Consider the following 17,229-nt stretch of genomic DNA (forward strand, 5'->3'; position numbering starts at 1 on the left):
CCCACCGTGCATACGGAGGTTTCCGCATGAGCAGCCTGGCCCGCATCCCTTTCTCCGTACTGGACCTGGCCCCGATAGTGCAAGGCCGCGACGCGGCTGACGCCTTCCGCAACACGGTTGCGGTCGCGCAGCACGTGGAACGCCTGGGCTACAAGCGCTTCTGGCTGGCGGAACACCACAACATCAACGGCGTGGCCAGCAGCGCCACCGCCGTACTGATCGGCCACGTCGCCTCGCACACCAGCACCCTGCGCGTGGGCTCGGGCGGCGTCATGCTGCCCAACCACGCGCCGCTGATCATCGCCGAGCAGTTCGGCACGCTGGAAACGCTTTACCCTGGCCGTATCGACCTGGGCCTGGGCCGCGCGCCCGGTAGCGACGGCGCCACGCAACACGCATTGCGCCGCGGTCCGCGCAGCGGATTGGAGTTCCCGGCGCTGGTGGAAGAATTGCGCGGTTTCCTCGCGCCTTCGCGCCCTGGCCAGCCCGTGCGCGCCATTCCCGGCGAAGGCCTGGACATTCCGATCTGGCTGCTGGGGTCCAGCGATTTCAGCGCGCGGCTTGCCGCGGAGCTGGGCCTGCCCTTCTCCTTCGCGGGACATTTTTCGCCCGAAGGCATGGCGGCCATGCGCCTGTACCGCCATTTGTTCAAGCCGTCGGCAACGCTGGCGCGCCCCTACGCCATGATAGGCGTGCCGGTCGTGGCCGCCGAAACCGATGAAGCCGCCAGGCGCCAGGCCACCACCCAGCAGCTGAAATTCCTGTCGCTGGTGCGCGGCAACCGCCTGCAGCTGCAACCGCCCGTGGACAGCATGGACGGCCTGTGGAACGAATGGGAGCGCGAGGCGGTCCATCAAAGACTGGGCGCGGCCATCGTGGGCGGCCCGGATACCGTCCGGCGCGAACTGGAAGCGCTGGTGGCCGAAACCGAGGCCGACGAAGTCATGATCGTCTCGGATTTCTACGATATCGCCGACCGCCTGCGTTCCTTCGAGATCGTCGCGTCGTTGAAAAACGGCGCCCCGGCAAGCACCGCGGCCTGAGGGCCGCAGCCCGCGCCTCAGGCGCCAACCATTGCGACGCGGCCATTACCCGCTCTACTATCGTTCTTAAAGCACCGAACGCCGCCGCAACGCCCCATCGGGTCCGGGACGGGCATACCCCGGGCCTCTGACACCGCTTTTTACGCCGCTCGCCGGCAAGGATTCAAAATGAGTATTGTTGAACTCACCAAAGACAGCTTCCAGGAAGCCATTACCCCCGACGGTACGCTGATCGTTGATTTCTGGGCGCCCTGGTGCGGCCCCTGCCGCGGTTTCGCGCCGGTATTCGAACAGGCCGCCACCGAGCATCCCGACGTCACCTTCGCCAAGGTCAATACCGACGTGGAACAGGAACTCGCCGGCGCGCTGGGCATCCGTTCCATCCCGACCCTGATGGTCTTCCGCGAAAAGGTCCTGCTGTTCTCGCAACCGGGCGCCTTGTCGGGCGGCCAGCTCAATGAGCTGCTCGCCAAGATCAAGGAAGTGGACATGGAAAAGGTCCATCAGGAAATCGCAGCTGCCCAGAACGGGCAGGACGCCTGAACGCTGCGCGGGCCGTGCGCCCCTGGGATCAGGACTCGACTTCCCAGGCCGCACGCCCGCGCGTGATGTTGGCGGCGGTCACTTCCAGGTCCGCCACCGCTGCGCGCGGCACCGTGAACCGTAGCGCCACCCCTTCCTCGTTGAAGTCTTCCTGCAGGATGGCCGCGCCTGCCTGAGCCAGGCGCGACTTCAACAACGCCAGTTCGCCAAAACCGCAAGCGCAGGCGACGGTTGCAAGATCCACGATCTCGGTCCGCTCCCCCAGCCGCAGGCAGTTGGCCGCGCAGCCCCCGTAGGCGCGCACCAGTCCGCCTGCGCCGAGCTTGATGCCCCCGTACCAGCGCACTACCAGCACCGCCACGCGATCCATGTCCTGGCCTTCGATGGCTTGCAGGATGGGACGGCCGGCCGTGCCTCCCGGCTCGCCGTCGTCATTGAAGCGGTATTCCTGGCCGATGCGGTAGGCCCAGCAGTTGTGGGTCGCTTCGGCGTCGCTATGTTCGGCAAAGAAGCGCATGGCTTCGTCCACGCCGGACACGGGCGCCGCATACGCGACAAAGCGGCTTTTCTTGATGTCTTCCTGGTAGGTGCAAGGGGCGGTCAGCGTGTGCGTCATGACCGGCATTGTATGTGCCGCCAGTCCCTAGCCGTGGCAGTCGGGCACTTCCTGGTCGAGATAGACATCGAAGGCCACGTCGCGGGCCCACTTCGCGGTCATGGCCTTCCAGGCGCCCGCTCGGTCCCAGGAGCGCATTTCCTGGCTCAGCCAGTTGCGGCTGGCGGAGTCGGAGGCCGGCAGCAGCCACACGCGTTCACGCCGCGCGCCATCGGCCGCCAGCGTCGAGGAGAACTTCTTCCATTCCGGGAAGCGCACCAGCGGCTCCCAGACCGCGTCGTCGACCAGGCCGACATCGCAGCTGCCCTCGCGCACGGCGACCAGCGCATCGGACGGCACGCGGTAGGTGCGCACCACGGCGCCCCAGCTTTCGGCCAGGGCGCGGGAAGCGCTTGCGGCCTCCGCCATGCAGACGCTGCGGCCGCGCACGTCGGCGGGCCTGCGCAGGCTGGTGTCGCTGCGGATCACGGCCTTGGGTCGGGCGGCATAGCCCGTGGCTTGCGTCGCGACCGCGTCCGGCTGGGCCGACGCGCCGTCGGCCAGGACCAGGTCGACCCGCCCCGCCGCCAGCGCGGCAGCGGCCTGTTCCTGCGGCAATTGCACCAGGCGCACCGGCAGTCCCAGGCTTTGCGCCAATCTGTCGGTCATTGCGGCGTCCAGGCCGTCCGGCGTGCGGATCTTGGCGCCGGCCGCGGGCGGCGGCGCCAGGTAAGGCACGCCCACCACCAGCTCGCCGCGCGCCCGCGCCGCCGCGAAGGCGTCGGGCTGCGCCTGCGCGAAGCCCGATGCAACCAGGCAGGCGCCGAGGACAAACAGACGGATGCGGCCAATCATGCAGGACTCCTGTCGCCCTCAGACGTACTGGTAGCGCAGCAGGCGGTGCTTGAGGTTTTCAAGCACGAACTGGTCGATCAGCGCGGCCAGCACGGCAATGACCAGGATGTTGGTCATGACGCCGGTCATGTCGGCGATTTCGCCCGAATAGGCCAGCGAACGGCCCAGCCCCTTGCCGAAGCCGATCAGCATTTCCGCCGAGATCAGCGCGCGCCAGGCATTGCCGAAGGCGAGCTGCGCGCCGGTGATGAGCTCGGGCATCACGGCCGGCAGGTAGACCCGCTTGACCAGTCCCCAGCGCGTGGCGCCCATGACGCGCGCCGCCGACACATGCACGCGCTGCACGGACTCAGTCGCGTTCATCACGCTGAGCGCGGCCGGGAAGAAAGCCGACAATGCCACCACGACGATGATGGGCGTATTGCCGAAGCCCATCACGATGAGGAACAGCGGCACCCAGGCGATCGACGGAATCGACTGCAGGATGACGATGGCGCTGCGCAGCACTTCGCGGAAGAAGAACAGCACAGCCGCCACCAGGCCGAAGCCGATGCCGGCCGCCAGCGCCAGGCCGTAGCCCGCGCCCAGCCGCCCCAGCGTGCCCAGGAGGCTCTGATGGAAGGACTGCTTGCCCAGGTCTTCGACCAGGCGCTCGACCACGGCCGGCACGCCCGGCATCAGGAAGTCCGGCAGCGCGAACGCCGCCAGTTGCCACAAGGCCAGGATGAACAACACGCCCAGAACGCCCGCGAAATGCTTGCGGGCGCCGGTGACTCGGGTAGATGCGCTCAAAGCTTGCGAGCCTCTTGCCAGGACAGGTCGACGATGCTGGAGACGTCATACGGCTTGCCGTCGCGCGTCTTCAGCGAACCCTGGGCTTGCAGGATGTCGGCGATTTCCTGCATGCGGCGGGTGTCCTTGTCGGTCAGCTTGGGCGTGAAGACCTGCGTGCCGATGGCTTCGGCGATGACGGTCTCGCGCGGCAGTTCGCCACGGGTCAGGGTCTTGAGCGTGGGTTCGGCGATGAAGTAGGACGCGATCAGCTTGGAAGCCTGCGCGGGTTCCTTCTGCAGCAGCTGGATGGCCTGGTTCTGCGCATCCAGCGCCTTCCAGACGTCGTCCTTGCGCTTGGCCAGCGTCTCGCCGGAGGTGATCACCACCATGCACGGGAACGGCCAGGCCTGGCCCACTTCATAGATCTGCTTGACCGGCGCCACCAGTTGCGCAATGCGATCGTAGGGTTCGAACAGGAAGGCCGCGTCCACGCGCTTGCCCACCAGCGACTGGACCGCCACGGCCGGGCTTACGCCCATGACGTTGACGTCGTCCGCAGCCAGGTTGCCCTGCTTGAGCACCACGCCCTTCAGCACCACGTCGGCAGTGCTGCCTTCGGCCTGGGAGGCCAGGGTCTTGCCCTTCAGCCCGGCGATGTCCTTGATGCCGGAGTCTTCGCGCACGATCAGCGAGTGGTAGCCCTGCTGCGCACCGCCCACCACCTTCAGGTCCGCGCCCTTGGAGGCCCAGGCCACCGCGTTGGTGAAGCCCAGCACGCCGATGTCCAGCTGGCCGCCGACGATGGCCTTGATCAGGTCGGTGCCCGACTTGAACTCGATCAGTTCGGAATCCAGGCCGGCCTTTTTGTAGTAGCCGCCCTCTTGCGCGACGATGGCCTGCGCATCGTCCATCACGCGCAGATAGCCCACACGGAATTTCTCGGCCGCCATCGCGGGGGCTGCCGCCAGCAGCGCCGCGGCCAGCGGCAGGGACAGCCATTGCTTCAGTTTCATGGGAAGTGCTCCAAGGTATGCAGGGCCGGCCGACGCGCACGCGCCGCCAGCAAGAATCCAGATCCGGGGGTCAGGCTGCCAGGGCCAGGTCCGCGTGCTCGCCCGAACCGTCCACCGCGATGCCGAGCAGGCGCAGGATCTCGCGCTTCTCGGCCGCCAGGCCGGACAGGTCATGGGTCTTTTCGCGGTGCGCGAGGTTGAACTCGCGCAGCACGCGCGCCGGGCGCGGGCTGAAGACGATGATGCGGTCGGCCAGGAACAAGGCCTCGTCCACGTCGTGCGTCACCAGCAGCACGGTGGGCTTTTCCTGGGCGATGAGCTGGCGCAGGACGTCCTGCAGGCTCAGCCGGGTCAGCGCGTCCAGCGCGCCGAAAGGCTCGTCCATCAGCATGGTCTGCGGCTGGGCGATGAAGGCGCGCGCCAGCGCGGCGCGTTGGCGCATGCCGCCGGACACCTGATGGGGGTAATAGTGTTCGAAGCCGGCCAGGCTGACGCGCGCCAGCCACTGGCGCGCGGCTTCACGGGCGCGGGGCTTGGGCGTGTTCTGGAATTCCAGCGCCAGCGCCACGTTGTCCTCCAGCGTCAGCCAGGGGTACAGCGCGTGTTCCTGGAACACCAGGGTACGGCTGGGATGGGGGCCGGCAACCGCCTTGCCGTCGGCCAGCACGCTGCCTTCGGTGGGCTTTTCCAGGCCGGCCGCCAGATGCAGCAAGGTGGACTTGCCGCAACCCGAGGGGCCCACCAGGGCAACCAGTTCACCGGTCTTGATTTCGCTGGTAAAGCCGTCCACCACCGGCAGTTCGCCGAAGTGCTTGTGGACGTGATCGAAGGTGAGATTCATGGAACGTATCGTGGCGGGCCAAAAATGAGCCTCCAATCTAACAATTCGTTATATGAATCCAAACTATCAATATTGAATGTCTTAACTTCTTTTCGTAATAAAGAACGCATCAACAGCGTTCTGCCCGGACTGGTTACGGACATCGAACGGCGGCCCCATCCCGCCGGCAATACTCAATTCGAATCGATAACGCGTAAAACGATATTGGACCCTCGCTACCTCCGTCATTAAGGTGGACCCCAGACATAACGGGGCCCACCCCGATCGGAGCGACATGGAGCGAGACAACACCGCCGCCGCGCAGCCGCGCGGCGCGCTATCCCACCTCAAGATCCTGGACCTGACGCGCGTGCTGGCCGGCCCATGGGCGACGCAGACGCTGGCCGACATGGGCGCTGACGTCATCAAGGTAGAGCGCCCTGGACACGGCGACGACACGCGCGGCTGGGGGCCGCCTTTCCTGACCGGCGCCGACGGCGCTGAGACCCGGGACTCGTCCTACTTCCTGAGCGCCAACCGCGGCAAGCGGTCAATTACCGTGGACATCGCCACGACGGAAGGCCAGGCTCTGATTGCGGAACTGGCGAAGGACTCCGACGTGCTGGTCGAGAACTACAAAGTCGGCACGCTGGCGCGTTATGGACTGGACTACGACAGCCTGCGCGCCATCAATCCGCGCCTGGTCTATTGCTCGATCACCGGCTTCGGCCAGGACGGACCCTACGCGCCGCTGCCGGGCTACGACTTCGTGTTCCAGGGTATGGGCGGACTGATGAGCATCACCGGCGACCCCGCCGGCGAGCCGATGAAATCCGGTATCGCGATCACGGACCTGCTGACCGGCGTCTACGCCAGCACGGCCATATTGGCCGCAGTCGAACACCGCCGCGTCAGCGGCGTGGGGCAGTACATCGACATGTCGCTGCTGGACTGCGTGATCACGATCTCGTCCTACCAGGCCATCAACTACTTCCTGTCCGGGCGGGTGCCGCAGCGCATGGGCAATGCCCATTCCAACATGGTTCCGTACCAGGTATTCGCCTGCAAGGAAGGCTCGGTCATCGTCGCCGTCGGCAATGACGGCCAATACCGCGCCTTCTGCGGCGCCATCGGCCGCGCCGACCTGGCCGCCGACGAACGCTACGCCACGGCCGGCGGGCGCAATCGGAACCGCGACACGCTGATACCGCCGATCGCCGAGGCGATGCTGGCGCGCACCATGCAGGAATGGGTGCAGATACTGCAGGCGGTCAACGTGCCCTGCGGGCCCATCTACGACATCGAACAGGTATTCCAGGACCCGCACGTGCGCCATCGCGGCATGCAGTTGTCGCTGCCCCATGTCTCGGGCGTGGACACGCCGGCCGTGGCCAACCCCATCCGCATGCGCGACACCCCCATGCGCTACGACCGCGCCGCGCCGGCGCTGGGCCAGCACACCGACGCCGTGCTGCGCGAGCGGCTGGGCCTGGACGAAGCCCGCATCGCGCAGCTGAAAGGCCGCGGAATCATCTGACCCCAACCGCCGGGCAGGCGGCCATGACAACAACCCAGGAGACACCACCATGCGCATCATCACCGCCGCAGTCTGCAGCGCCCTGACCCTGGCGGCCCTAGCGGCCGCCCCCGCGTCGGCTCAGGACGCGCCCGTCCGCTTCATCGTGCCCTACCCGCCCGGCGGCGCCGCCGACCAGATCGCGCGCCTGGTGGCGCAGGAAATGAGCAAGGGCGGCGGCGCGACCATCATCGTCGAGAACAAGCCCGGCGCCGCCGGCATGATCGCCGCCGACTACGTCGCCCGCGCCAAGCCCGACGGCAAGACTTTCTTCGTCGGCTCCAATGCCCCGCTGGTGGTGAACCAGGCGCTCTACGCAAAGATGACCTACGACCCGTCCAAGGACTTCGTCCCGGTCTCGGGCATGGCCAAGTCGCCGCTCTTGCTTGTGGTGCGCCATGACCTGCCGGCGCGCGACGTCAAGGCCTTGATCGCCCTGGGCAAGCAATCTCCCGGCAAGCTGACCATGGGCTCGGCCGGCACCGGGAACATCACCTATCTTGCCGGCGAATACGCCGTCAGCAAGCTGGGCTTCCAGGTCACGCACGTACCCTACCAGGGCAGCGCCCCCGCCATCGTCGGCCTGATGGGCAGCAGCACCGACATGATGTTCGACGCCCTGCCCTCCAGCATGACGCAGGCGCAGTCCGGCAAGATCCGCCCCTTCGCCGTGCTCGACGACAAGCGCTTCGCCGGCCTGCCCGACGTACCCACCGCCGCCGAGCTCGGCTATCCCGGCATCGACGCCAGCGCCTGGTTCGGCCTGGTGGCGCCCGCCGGCACGCAGACCGCCGTCGTCGATCAGATGAACCGCGGCGTCAACCAGGCGCTCGCGCAGCCGGAACTGCAGCGCAAGCTCACCAGTATCGGCGCGGTGGCCATGCCGGGCGACGCCCAGGTGTTCGCCGCCTTCGTGCAGGCCGAGCGCGACCGCTGGCTGCCGGTCGCCCGCGACCTGGGCCTGAAGGCCCAGTGAAAAGAGCCCCCCATGATCACCTTGGACTCCATCGAGGCGCTGCGCGCCTTTTCCGGACAGCCTCCCGCGCTGACTCCCTGGCAGACGGTCGACCAGGACACCATCAACCGCTTCGGCCTGGCCACCGGCGACACGCAGTGGATCCACATGGACCCGCAGCGCGCGCAGGCCGAATCGCCCTACGGCGCGGCCATCGCCCACGGCTTGCTGACGCTCTCGCTGCTGCCCAGCCTCTATGCGTCGGCGATGCGCTTTCCGAACCGAAGGCTGGCGGTGAACTACGGCTTTGACCGCGTGCGCTTCACCCAGGCGGTCAAGGCCGGCGCGCGCATCCGCGGCGCGTTTGCACTGACTGGCGTGGACGAGCTGCCGGATGGCCAGGCGCGCCTGGCGTGGGACGTTCGCATCGATATCGACGGCGAGGAAAGACCGGCGCTGGTTGCGCGCTGGCTCACGCAGATCGCCTATCACGCAGGCAAGGAGCAGGCATGACACTGAAGATCACCCGCCACGGCGCCACCGCCGTGCTGGCCATGGACCGCCCCGACCAGCGCAATGCGCTCAGCCTGGAGATGCGCGAGGCGTTCGCGCGCGCCCTCCCGGAACTGCGCGAGGATGACGGCATCAAGGCCGTCGTCCTGACGGGTTCGGGCGGGCATTTCTGCGCCGGCGGCGACATCAAGTCCATCGCACAGGCGCATGCCCAGGGCCTGGACGCCTTCGAGGGGCGCGCGCGCATCCGCAAGATCCACCAGTGGTACGACGCGCTGGTGGATCTGGAGAAACCCGTCATCAGCGCGGTGGAAGGCGTGGCTTTCGGCGCCGGCCTGTCGCTGGCGCTGTGCGCGGACTACGCCATCGCGCGGCGCGGCGCCACCTTCTGCGCGGTGTTCGCCCGCATCGGCTACGTGCCCGACATGCTGGGCATGTATCTGCTGCCGCGCGCCGTCGGGCTGGCGCGCGCCAAGGAACTGGTGTTCACGGCCCGGGTCTGCGACGCCGAGGAAGCGCTGGATCTTGGGCTGGTGCAGGCGCTCTGCGACGGCGATCCGCTGGAACAGGCGCTGGCCATGGCCGAACGTTTCCACAACGCCCCGACGCAGGCGCTGGGGCTGGCCAAGACCATCATGAACCGGACCTTCGAATCCAGCCGCGAAGACATCTACGCGCAGGAAGCCATGGCCCAGGCCATCTGCCGCGACAGCGCCTTCCACCGCGAAGCCGCCCGGCGCTTCGTGGAAAAGCTGCCCCCCGCCTACAAATGGGATTGAACGACATGCCTACGCAAACCCAAACCGCCGAACCGGGTCCGCAGGCCCGCTACGAGGCCTATCTGAACGAAGGCCGTTTCATGCTGCAGCGCGACCGCGCCAGCGGCGAATTCTTCTTCTATCCGCGCGTAGCCGCGCCGCGCAGCGGTTCGCGCGACGTGGAATGGGCCGCACCCAGCGGACTGGGGCGGATCTACGCCGCCACCGTCATCCACCCCCGGCCGCCCGAAACGCCCTACGGCGTGGTGCTGGTCGATCTGGACGAAGGGCCGCGGCTGATGTCACGGGTGGACGGCATCCCCGCGCAGGACGTGCGCATCGGCGCCCGGGTGCGCGCCCGCGTCGTCCAGGAGGCCGGATGCGGCGTGCTGGTGTTTGAACCTGTGGCGGAGCAAGCATGACCCAAGACCGTTTCCCGCGCGGCAAGGCCGCCATCGTCGCCGCAGCCACCTACGGTATCGGCCAGACCCCGGGGCTGAGCTCGATGGACCTCGCCGTCCAGGCCAGTCTTGCGGCCTTGGACCAGGCAGGGCTGCGCCCGGATCAGGTCGACGGCCTTTTCATCGGTCTGCCCGATGACTTCATGTCCGGCCTGGGCTTTGCCGAATACCTGGGCATCTCGCCTCGCCTGACGGAGAACAACCGCACCGGCGGGTCCTCCTTTCTGACGCACGCCATGTGGGCCGCGCTGGCCTTGGAAGCGGGGCAATGCGACGTGGCGCTGATCGCCTACGGCAGCAATCAGCGCAGCGGCGCGGGCAAACTGGTGAGCTCCATGCGCCCCGCCCCCAACGAAGCGCCCTACCGCCTGGCGCGTCCGGTGGGCGCCTATGCGCTGGCGGCTTCGCGCTACGCCCACCAGTACGGCCTGAAGCGCGAACAGTTGGGCGCGGTGGCCATCGCCGCCCGCCAATGGGCCATGCTCAATCCTGAAGCCTACATGCGCGAACCTCTGGACATGGCGCAGTACCTGTCGGCCCGCATGGTGGCCGAGCCCCTGAGCGTGCGCGACTGCTGCCTGGTCACCGACGGCGCCGCCGCCGTGGTGATGACCCGCGCCGACCGGGCCCGCGACCACTGCGCCCGGCCCGCCTATCTGTTGGGCGCGGCCGCGGCCACGGACCACCGCGAAATCACCAATATGCCGGACCTGACCGTCACGGCGGCCGCGAGCAGCGGCGCGCGCGCCTTTGCCCAGGCCGGCGTGCGGCCGCGGGACATCGACGTGCTGGAGCTGTACGACGCCTTCACCATCAACCCGATCCTGTTCCTGGAGGACCTGGGCTTCTGCGCCAAGGGCGAAGGCGCGGCGTTCGTGGAAAACGGCCGCATCGCGCCCGGCGGCGAGCTGCCCGTCAACACCAACGGCGGCGGCCTGTCCTGCGTGCATCCCGGCATGTACGGCCTGTTCACCATGGTTGAAGCCTACGTGCAGCTGGCCGGCCTGGGCGGCGCGCGCCAAGTGCCCGGCGCCAGCCTGGCGCTGGCTCACGGCAACGGCGGCGAGCTGTCCAGCCAGGCCACCCTGATCCTCGGCACGGCCGAAACCCTCTGAACCCGACAAGGAAAACCATGAACCGCACAGCTTTTCTGCTAGACCAGCGCAGCATCATCGTGACCGGCGCCGCCCAGGGCATAGGCCGCGCCATCAGCGAACTGGCCATGCAATTAGGCGCGCGCGTGACCGCCGTCGACATGAACGCCGACGCCCTCGCCGCGTTCGAGCGCGAGGCGCCCAAGGATCAGTTGCTGACCCTGGCCGGCGACGTGTCGGACCCGGCATTCGCGGCCGCGGCCGTCGAGCGCGCGGCGCAGCGCTACGGCGCGGTGGACGGCCTGGTGAACAACGCGGGCATCACCCGCACCGCCATGATAGAAAAAATGACCCAGGAAGCCTGGCAAAAGGTGATCGACGTGCACCTGACCGGATCCTTCCAGTTCCTGCAGGCCGTCGGCCGCCACATGCTGGCTGGGGCGCGCGAGACTGGCAAGCCCGGCGGCTCCATCGTCAACATCACCTCGGACGCGGGTCGCCGCGGCACCATAGGCCAGATCAACTACGCCGCGGCCAAGTCCGGCGTGCTGGGCCTGACCATGAGCGCGGCGCGCGAATGGGGCAAGTACGGGATACGCGTCAATACCATCGGCTTCGGCGTGGTGGAAACGCCCATGACGGAGACCATACGGGGGGACAAGTTCCGCGACACCTATCTGTCGCAGATCCCGCTGGGCCGCTTCGGCCAGCCTGGAGAAGTGGCGTGGCCGGTGTGCTTCCTGCTGTCGGATGCCGCCTCGTATATGACGGGGCAGCACCTCTATGCCAATGGCGGCATGACCATAGGCATGTAGGGAAAATCCAGGGCCGCGGCCAGATGCTTCTGGCGGCGGCCCGCGGCGGCCTCAGCCGTCGATGCCGCGCGAGGTCAGGTAGTCGTCGTAGCCGCCGCGGTAGTCGACGATCTCGCCCGTGGGCAGGATCTCGATCACGCGCGTGGCCAGGCCGGACACGAACTCGCGGTCGTGCGACACGAACACCAGCGTGCCTTCGTACTTTTCCAGCGCGAATTGCAGCGATTCGATCGATTCCATGTCCAGGTGGTTGGTGGGCTCGTCGAGCAGCATGACGTTGTGCCGGCCCAGCATCAGGCGGCCGAAGGTCATGCGGTTCTTTTCGCCGCCGGACAGCACCTTGGGCGCCTTGGGCAGGTCGTCCGCCGAGAACAGCAGGCGGCCCAGCACCGAACGGATCGACTGGTCGTCGTCGCCCGGTTGGCGATGGTCGCCCATCCAGTCCAGCAGGTTGATGTCGGTCTGCAGAAACTGGTCGGACACGTCCTGGGCCATGTAGCCCAAGTCGGCGTTTTCGGACCACTTCACTTCGCCCGAATCGGGCTGCAGGTCGGTGGCCAGCAGGCGCAGCAGGGTCGTCTTGCCGACGCCGTTGGCGCCGATGATGGCGATCTTTTCGCCTGCGTCGACCATGGCCGAGAACTTGCGGATGACGGGCGCGTCGTAGGCCTTGGACAGGTTTTCGACGGTAACCGCCAGGCGGTGCATGACCTTGTTCTGCTCGAAGCGGATGTACGGGTTCTGGCGCGACGAGGGCTTGACCACGACCTGGTCGGCCTTGATGCGGTCGATCTGCTTCAGGCGCGAGGTGGCCTGGCGCGACTTGGACTTGTTGGCGGCGAAGCGGCGCACGAAGTCCTGCAGTTCGGCCACGCGTTCCTTGGCCTTGGCATTGTTGGCCACCAGGCGCTCGCGGGCCTGGGTCGAGGCCAGCATGTAATCATCGTAGTTGCCCGGATAAATGCGGATCTCGCCGTAATCCACGTCGGCCATGTGCGTGCACACCTGGTTCAGGAAGTGGCGGTCGTGGCTGATGATGATCATCGTGCTCTGGTAGCTGTTGAGCACGTTTTCCAGCCAACGGATGGTGTTGATGTCCAGGTTGTTGGTCGGTTCGTCCAGCAGCAGCACGTCCGGATTCGAGAACAGGGCCTGCGCCAGCAGCACGCGCAGCTTCCAGCCCGGCGCCACTTCGCGCATCGGCAGGTTGTGCTGGTCGACAGCGATTTCCAGGCCCAGCAGCAGTTCGCCGGCGCGGGCTTCGGCGGTGTAGCCGTCGTACTCGGCGAACTTGGCTTCCAGGTCGGCCGCGCGCATGTAGTCGTCTTCGGTCGCTTCCGGATTGGCGTAGATGGCGTCGCGCTCGGACATGGCGGCCCACATCTCGGTGTGGCCCATCATGACGACGTCCAGCACGCGCAGGTCTTCAAACGCGAACTGATCCTGGCGCAGCTTGCCCAGGCGCACGCCCGGCTCCAGCGACACGTTGCCCGCCGAGGGTTCCAGGTCGCCGCCGATGATCTTCATGAAGGTCGACTTGCCGGAACCATTGGCCCCGATCAGCCCGTAGCGGTTGCCTTCCCCGAACTTGACGCTGACGTTCTCGAAAAGGGGTTTGGGACCGAACTGGATGGTGAGATTGGCGGTGGAGATCACGGTATGTTTGAGTCTTTGGGCGTCCGGGGACGCATGCGGAGAAACCCGATAGTGTACCAAGCATCCGTGAATCGCATCCAGGCCGGGCAAGCTACCCGCTGAAGCATCTGGAAATGCTGCATGGCATTTGATGTCACAACGTAAACATTTGTATTAATTGGGGTACTATTGCGGGCAACTCAGCGCCTATGGCCGCCAGGCCGGTCAGGCGGTTGCAACCCACCTCCCCCGCTACGTGGCAGACGCCAACCACTCCTCCGAGAAAGTCGAGCTTTCCTATGGCCGGTCGCTGATCGTGGCGGCCATCGTCGCGATCGTGATGTTGTGGGCGACGCCCCGGCTCACCCCCAGTTCCGACCTGCTCACCTATGCGGCGGCGCGGCTCCAGGCCCGGCTGGTCGGGGGCCACTACGACATCTCGCACCGCAACGACACCACGGTCGTCCTGATCGACGACGACTCCCTGGACCAGCAGAAAGGCGCCTGGCCGGTGCCTTACAGGACGCATGCGCGCTGGCTGCGCAACATCGGCCTGATCCACAAGCCCAAGGCCATCTTCCTGGACATCACCTTCGGGCGCGAGCGCGACGATCCGACCCTGCCCGAGCTGGCCGCCGCCCTGTGCGAGCTGCGCGACGCCAACATCCCGGTGTTCCTGGCCGCGCTGCCCGATGCGCAGGGCAACCTGAGCCTGCGTTCGGGCCTGGAAGCGCCCGCGGGCGAGAAGCCATGCTTCACCATGGTCGACGTGCGCTACACCCCCAGCAAGGTGGACCGGCTGGTATGGAGCTATCCCCTCTGGTCGGGCGAGCACGCGCGCAGCGCGGCGCTGGCCATCGCCCAGGACGCGGCGGGGGTGGCCATCACGCGCACGCACGAAGCCATGGCCTTGACCTGGGGCGTCGACAACCTGGACCAGCGCCGCTTCAGCATGGAATGCCGGCAGGCCCGCGGCGGCTACATGGAAATGCTGCCGTCCTACGTCCGCAGCCTGCTGGGCGACCCGGACGCCGCCCAGCCCATCTGCCCGTACACGCGCGCGCTGACCCTGTCCGAACTGCGCGCGCCAGAAGCCGACGGCGCCCGCCTGGCCGACATGCTCACGGGGCGCTACGTCATGATCGGCGCCGCGCTCAGCGGCTTCAACGACACCGTGCTGTCGCCCGTGCATGACGCCATCCCCGGCGTGTTCATGCACGCCATGGCCCTGGACAATCTGCTGACCTACCAGGACGACTACAAGCGCGCCCTCGAATGGGAAATCTGGCCGCCCAATGTTCTGTGGCTGCTGGGCATCCCGGTCGTCATGCTGGCCCATTTCCTGCATTGGCTGGCGCAATGGCTGCGCGGTAATACGCGCTTGGGCGGCCGGCTGCTGGCCCCGCCCGCCGAATGGCGGCTTTTTGCCGATGCACCCGCCCTGCCGCTGCCGCCTGCCGCGCAAGCCGGCGACGGCTGGAAGGCCAAGGCCGGGCGCCTGTCAGCCCTGCTGCGCGACCGCGCCGCGCGCCTGTGGCTGGCGCGCTGGTTGACGTCCAAGCTCTGCGTCGCGGCGTTGCTGCTGCTGCGCAAGGCGGCCGCCATCGTCCTGTCCTCGCTCATCGTGCTGTACATCGTGCTGCTTGCGCAGCGCTGGCTGAACGTGGGCACCCTGCCCATCGTCGACCTGGCAATCATGGCCCTGGCCGCCCACTGGCTCGGCTGGACCAATCGCGCCACCGCCTTTCTTTTTGGCAAACCGGACCGCGCTTCCGCGCCGGCGTCCACGACACCCTCGCGGGAGCCATCCGCTACCCGCCCACAACAGGAGTAGAAACGCATGCCCAAGCCCTCCTCCCTGATGACCGCGCTGGCCGCGGCCGCTCTTGCGCTGGCTGGCGCGAGCGCCTCGGCGGCGGACGCCATCGTCGGCCTGAACATCAAGCCCGTGCCGCTGTATGCCAAGTCGGACGGCGGCGCGCCCGCGGCCAAGTCCGATGGCCAGGGCATGCCCTGGCCCGTGCTCGAAGAGGCCAATGAGTTCTACCACGTCAAGGTCGACGGCAAGGACTATTGGGTGGACAGCATGCACGTGCGCATCGCGCGAGGCTCCGCCGCGCAATGCGGGCCTGTGATCAAGGGCGTGCCGCCGCCCACCGGCTCGACCGCAGGCGCGGGCGAGAACGTCTGCCGCTGAGCCGCCCATGCGATCCGCCCACATCCTGCGCATGGCCGCCGTATCCGGCGCGCTGCTGCTGAGCGCCTGCTCCACGCTTCCCGGAGGCAAGGGTTTTTCGGTCACGGCCGGCCAATTGCCTCCGCCTCCCGCCGACCGGCAATGGCCCGACGCCAACCTGGACGCGCGCAACCAGCGCGCCCAGGGCATGGGCCTGGTCGCCATGCCGGAGATGGAAACCTATCTGAACGGCCTGCTTGCCCGGATCAAGAACGCCGCGGGCGTGCCGGGCTGGCCTGGCGCGGTTCACGTGACCTCTTCATCGGCGCTGGAAGCCTACAGCACCGGCGCGGGCAACATCTACCTGTCCATGGGCTGGCTGGCCTCGGCGGAATCCGAGGACGAGATCGTCGCCATCCTGTCCCATGAGTTCGGCCACGTCTACCTCGACTACCACCAGATGGAATCGGTCAATGCCGCGGGCGACCAGGTCGCATCGTTGGCGGCCGTGGGCGTGGCACTGGCCCGCAAGGCCGGCAGCGCCACCGGCTGGAGCCCCGTGGACAGCGTGATCGCCTCGTATACGCTGGGCAAGAACATGCTGGTGCCGGCCTGGGGCCGGCAGCAGGAAGAAAACGCCGACCGTTTCGGCGCCACTGTCAGCCTGGAACTGGGCTACTCGTATACGCAAGGCTTCAAGGCGTTCCTGGAACGCCAGGCCACCTGGGAAGCCGAGAACGCCCAGGTACAGGCCGAAGCGCGCCAGCGCATGCTCGAGCAGATCAAACAGGCGGCGGCCGACAACACCCGCAAGCGGGAGGCGGCCAAGGGCAACAGCATCGCTCCCCTGACCGAGATGCAGGCCTCGTTGAATTCCGGCGTGGCCGGCGCCAGCGAAGGTTTGCGCACCGGCCTGGAAGACATCTGGAACAAGCTGACCGTCAGCCATCCCGACACCGGCGCGCGCCTGGCCGCGCTGACCGAACAGGTCATGCCCCTGATGGCGGGCAAGCCGCGACCTGCGGCGGCGACCGCGCCCTGGAACAAGGCCCTCGCGCAACGCCGCACGGCCGCGCTGCTGAAGAACTACAAGACCGCAGCCGAGGCGCAGCAGGCGCTGCAAGCTCAGGACTATCCGCGCGCCCGCAAGCTCGCGGCCCAGGCCGCTTCGGGGCCCAGCGCCGCGCACGCCCTGCCCTTGCTGACCTTGAGCATGGCGCAGGCGGAGTCCGGCGCGCGCGGGTCCGCCTTGCTGGACCGCAACCTCGCGTCCGAGCCCGACCGCGCGTGGCAGGTGTACGTGCTGCGCGCCAATAATCTGCTGGGCGCGGGCCAGTCCGGGCCAGCCTCCAAGATCATGGGCCAGGGCTTCGAGTACTTCCGTGGTTCGGCGCTGGCATGGCCCGAAGCCATCCGCTTCTATGGTCAGACCCAGGGCTGGGATCAGGCGCGCAAGCTGGCGCAGGAATGCGCGTCGCGCTTCGCGAGCTATGCCGGGGAGTGCAGCAAGGCGGCACAGTCGCCCGCCGAGCAGGCCGAGGCCAAGCGACGCAGCGAGCAGAAGGCGCAATCGCTGGTCGACAGGCTGTTCAAGTAGCAATGA

At 67.5% G+C, this 17,229-nt stretch carries 18 protein-coding genes; 12 read left to right on the forward strand and 6 right to left on the reverse strand.

Translation table 11 applies throughout. The annotated features are described in order from the left end of the window. Positions 1-26: 26 nt before the first annotated feature. Positions 27-1,043: an LLM class flavin-dependent oxidoreductase gene (locus IB257_RS04635; RefSeq protein ID WP_054453967.1), complete on the forward strand. Its 1,017-nt coding sequence runs from the start codon at positions 27-29 to the stop codon at positions 1,041-1,043. Between the two features lie 168 nt (positions 1,044-1,211). Next, positions 1,212-1,586: a co-chaperone YbbN gene (locus IB257_RS04640; RefSeq protein WP_013394055.1), complete on the forward strand. Its 375-nt coding sequence runs from the start codon at positions 1,212-1,214 to the stop codon at positions 1,584-1,586. Between the two features lie 28 nt (positions 1,587-1,614). On the opposite strand, the gene IB257_RS04645 is transcribed toward IB257_RS04640, so the two are convergent. From IB257_RS04645 to IB257_RS04665, 5 genes are all read right to left on the reverse strand, one after another. Then, positions 1,615-2,202 (reverse strand): YigZ family protein, encoded by a 588-nt coding sequence (locus tag IB257_RS04645; protein ID WP_054454822.1) that lies wholly within the window; start codon positions 2,200-2,202, stop codon positions 1,615-1,617. Between the two features lie 27 nt (positions 2,203-2,229). Beyond that, positions 2,230-3,036 (reverse strand): transporter substrate-binding domain-containing protein, encoded by an 807-nt coding sequence (locus IB257_RS04650; RefSeq protein WP_192491922.1) that lies wholly within the window; start codon positions 3,034-3,036, stop codon positions 2,230-2,232. An 18-nt stretch (positions 3,037-3,054) separates the two neighbouring features. Beyond that, complete coding sequence (locus IB257_RS04655; RefSeq protein WP_054453964.1) at positions 3,055-3,828, reverse strand: ABC transporter permease; 774 nt, start codon at positions 3,826-3,828, stop codon at positions 3,055-3,057. Further along, on the reverse strand, positions 3,825-4,823 hold the full coding sequence (locus IB257_RS04660; RefSeq protein WP_054453961.1) for an ABC transporter substrate-binding protein: 999 nt from the start codon (positions 4,821-4,823) through the stop codon (positions 3,825-3,827). Before IB257_RS04660 ends, IB257_RS04655 begins: the two co-directional genes overlap by 4 nt. 70 nt (positions 4,824-4,893) lie before the next feature. Next, positions 4,894-5,664, reverse strand: coding sequence for an ABC transporter ATP-binding protein (locus IB257_RS04665; protein ID WP_054453958.1), 771 nt, complete (start codon positions 5,662-5,664; stop codon positions 4,894-4,896). A 274-nt stretch (positions 5,665-5,938) separates the two neighbouring features. Here IB257_RS04665 and IB257_RS04670 point away from each other — a divergent pair, with 274 nt between their 5' ends. Genes IB257_RS04670 through IB257_RS04700 form a run of 7 tightly spaced genes read left to right on the forward strand, consistent with a single transcriptional unit; the run spans position 5,939 to position 11,815 of the window. Continuing rightward, complete coding sequence (locus IB257_RS04670; protein ID WP_054453956.1) at positions 5,939-7,180, forward strand: CaiB/BaiF CoA-transferase family protein; 1,242 nt, start codon at positions 5,939-5,941, stop codon at positions 7,178-7,180. Positions 7,181-7,229: 49 nt separating this feature from the next. Further along, a complete protein-coding gene (locus tag IB257_RS04675; protein ID WP_054453953.1) occupies positions 7,230-8,195 on the forward strand; it encodes a tripartite tricarboxylate transporter substrate binding protein in 966 nt (321 codons plus the stop codon). A gap of 12 nt (positions 8,196-8,207) precedes the next feature. After that, positions 8,208-8,687, forward strand: coding sequence for a MaoC family dehydratase (locus tag IB257_RS04680; RefSeq protein ID WP_054453951.1), 480 nt, complete (start codon positions 8,208-8,210; stop codon positions 8,685-8,687). Further along, a complete protein-coding gene (locus tag IB257_RS04685; RefSeq protein WP_175213460.1) occupies positions 8,684-9,466 on the forward strand; it encodes an enoyl-CoA hydratase/isomerase family protein in 783 nt (260 codons plus the stop codon). The genes IB257_RS04680 and IB257_RS04685 overlap by 4 nt, the downstream gene beginning before the upstream one ends. Positions 9,467-9,471: 5 nt before the next feature. Then, a complete protein-coding gene (locus IB257_RS04690; RefSeq protein ID WP_054454816.1) occupies positions 9,472-9,867 on the forward strand; it encodes a Zn-ribbon domain-containing OB-fold protein in 396 nt (131 codons plus the stop codon). Then, positions 9,864-11,021 (forward strand): thiolase, encoded by a 1,158-nt coding sequence (locus IB257_RS04695; RefSeq protein WP_192491923.1) that lies wholly within the window; start codon positions 9,864-9,866, stop codon positions 11,019-11,021. The genes IB257_RS04690 and IB257_RS04695 overlap by 4 nt, the downstream gene beginning before the upstream one ends. Positions 11,022-11,038: 17 nt before the next feature. After that, the gene (locus IB257_RS04700; protein ID WP_119449657.1) at positions 11,039-11,815 is read left to right on the forward strand and encodes an SDR family NAD(P)-dependent oxidoreductase; all 777 of its coding nucleotides are present in this window, start codon (positions 11,039-11,041) and stop codon (positions 11,813-11,815) included. Positions 11,816-11,866: 51 nt separating this feature from the next. Here the strand turns inward: IB257_RS04700 and IB257_RS04705 are convergent, their stop codons facing one another. After that, positions 11,867-13,471: an ABC-F family ATPase gene (locus IB257_RS04705; protein ID WP_119449656.1), complete on the reverse strand. Its 1,605-nt coding sequence runs from the start codon at positions 13,469-13,471 to the stop codon at positions 11,867-11,869. Positions 13,472-13,706: 235 nt separating this feature from the next. On the opposite strand from IB257_RS04705, the gene IB257_RS04710 reads away from it, so the two are divergent. Genes IB257_RS04710 through IB257_RS04720 form a run of 3 tightly spaced genes read left to right on the forward strand, consistent with a single transcriptional unit; the run spans position 13,707 to position 17,223 of the window. After that, positions 13,707-15,284 (forward strand): CHASE2 domain-containing protein, encoded by a 1,578-nt coding sequence (locus IB257_RS04710; protein ID WP_119449655.1) that lies wholly within the window; start codon positions 13,707-13,709, stop codon positions 15,282-15,284. 6 nt (positions 15,285-15,290) lie between these two features. Continuing rightward, a complete protein-coding gene (locus IB257_RS04715) occupies positions 15,291-15,647 on the forward strand; it encodes a hypothetical protein (protein WP_192491924.1) in 357 nt (118 codons plus the stop codon). Between the two features lie 7 nt (positions 15,648-15,654). Next, positions 15,655-17,223 (forward strand): M48 family metalloprotease, encoded by a 1,569-nt coding sequence (locus tag IB257_RS04720; protein WP_192491925.1) that lies wholly within the window; start codon positions 15,655-15,657, stop codon positions 17,221-17,223. The last annotated feature ends 6 nt before the right edge of the window (positions 17,224-17,229 follow it).

The sequence above is a fragment of the Achromobacter sp. ACM03 genome, assembly GCF_014851665.1.
GTDB lineage: Bacteria > Pseudomonadota > Gammaproteobacteria > Burkholderiales > Burkholderiaceae_B > Achromobacter > Achromobacter aegrifaciens.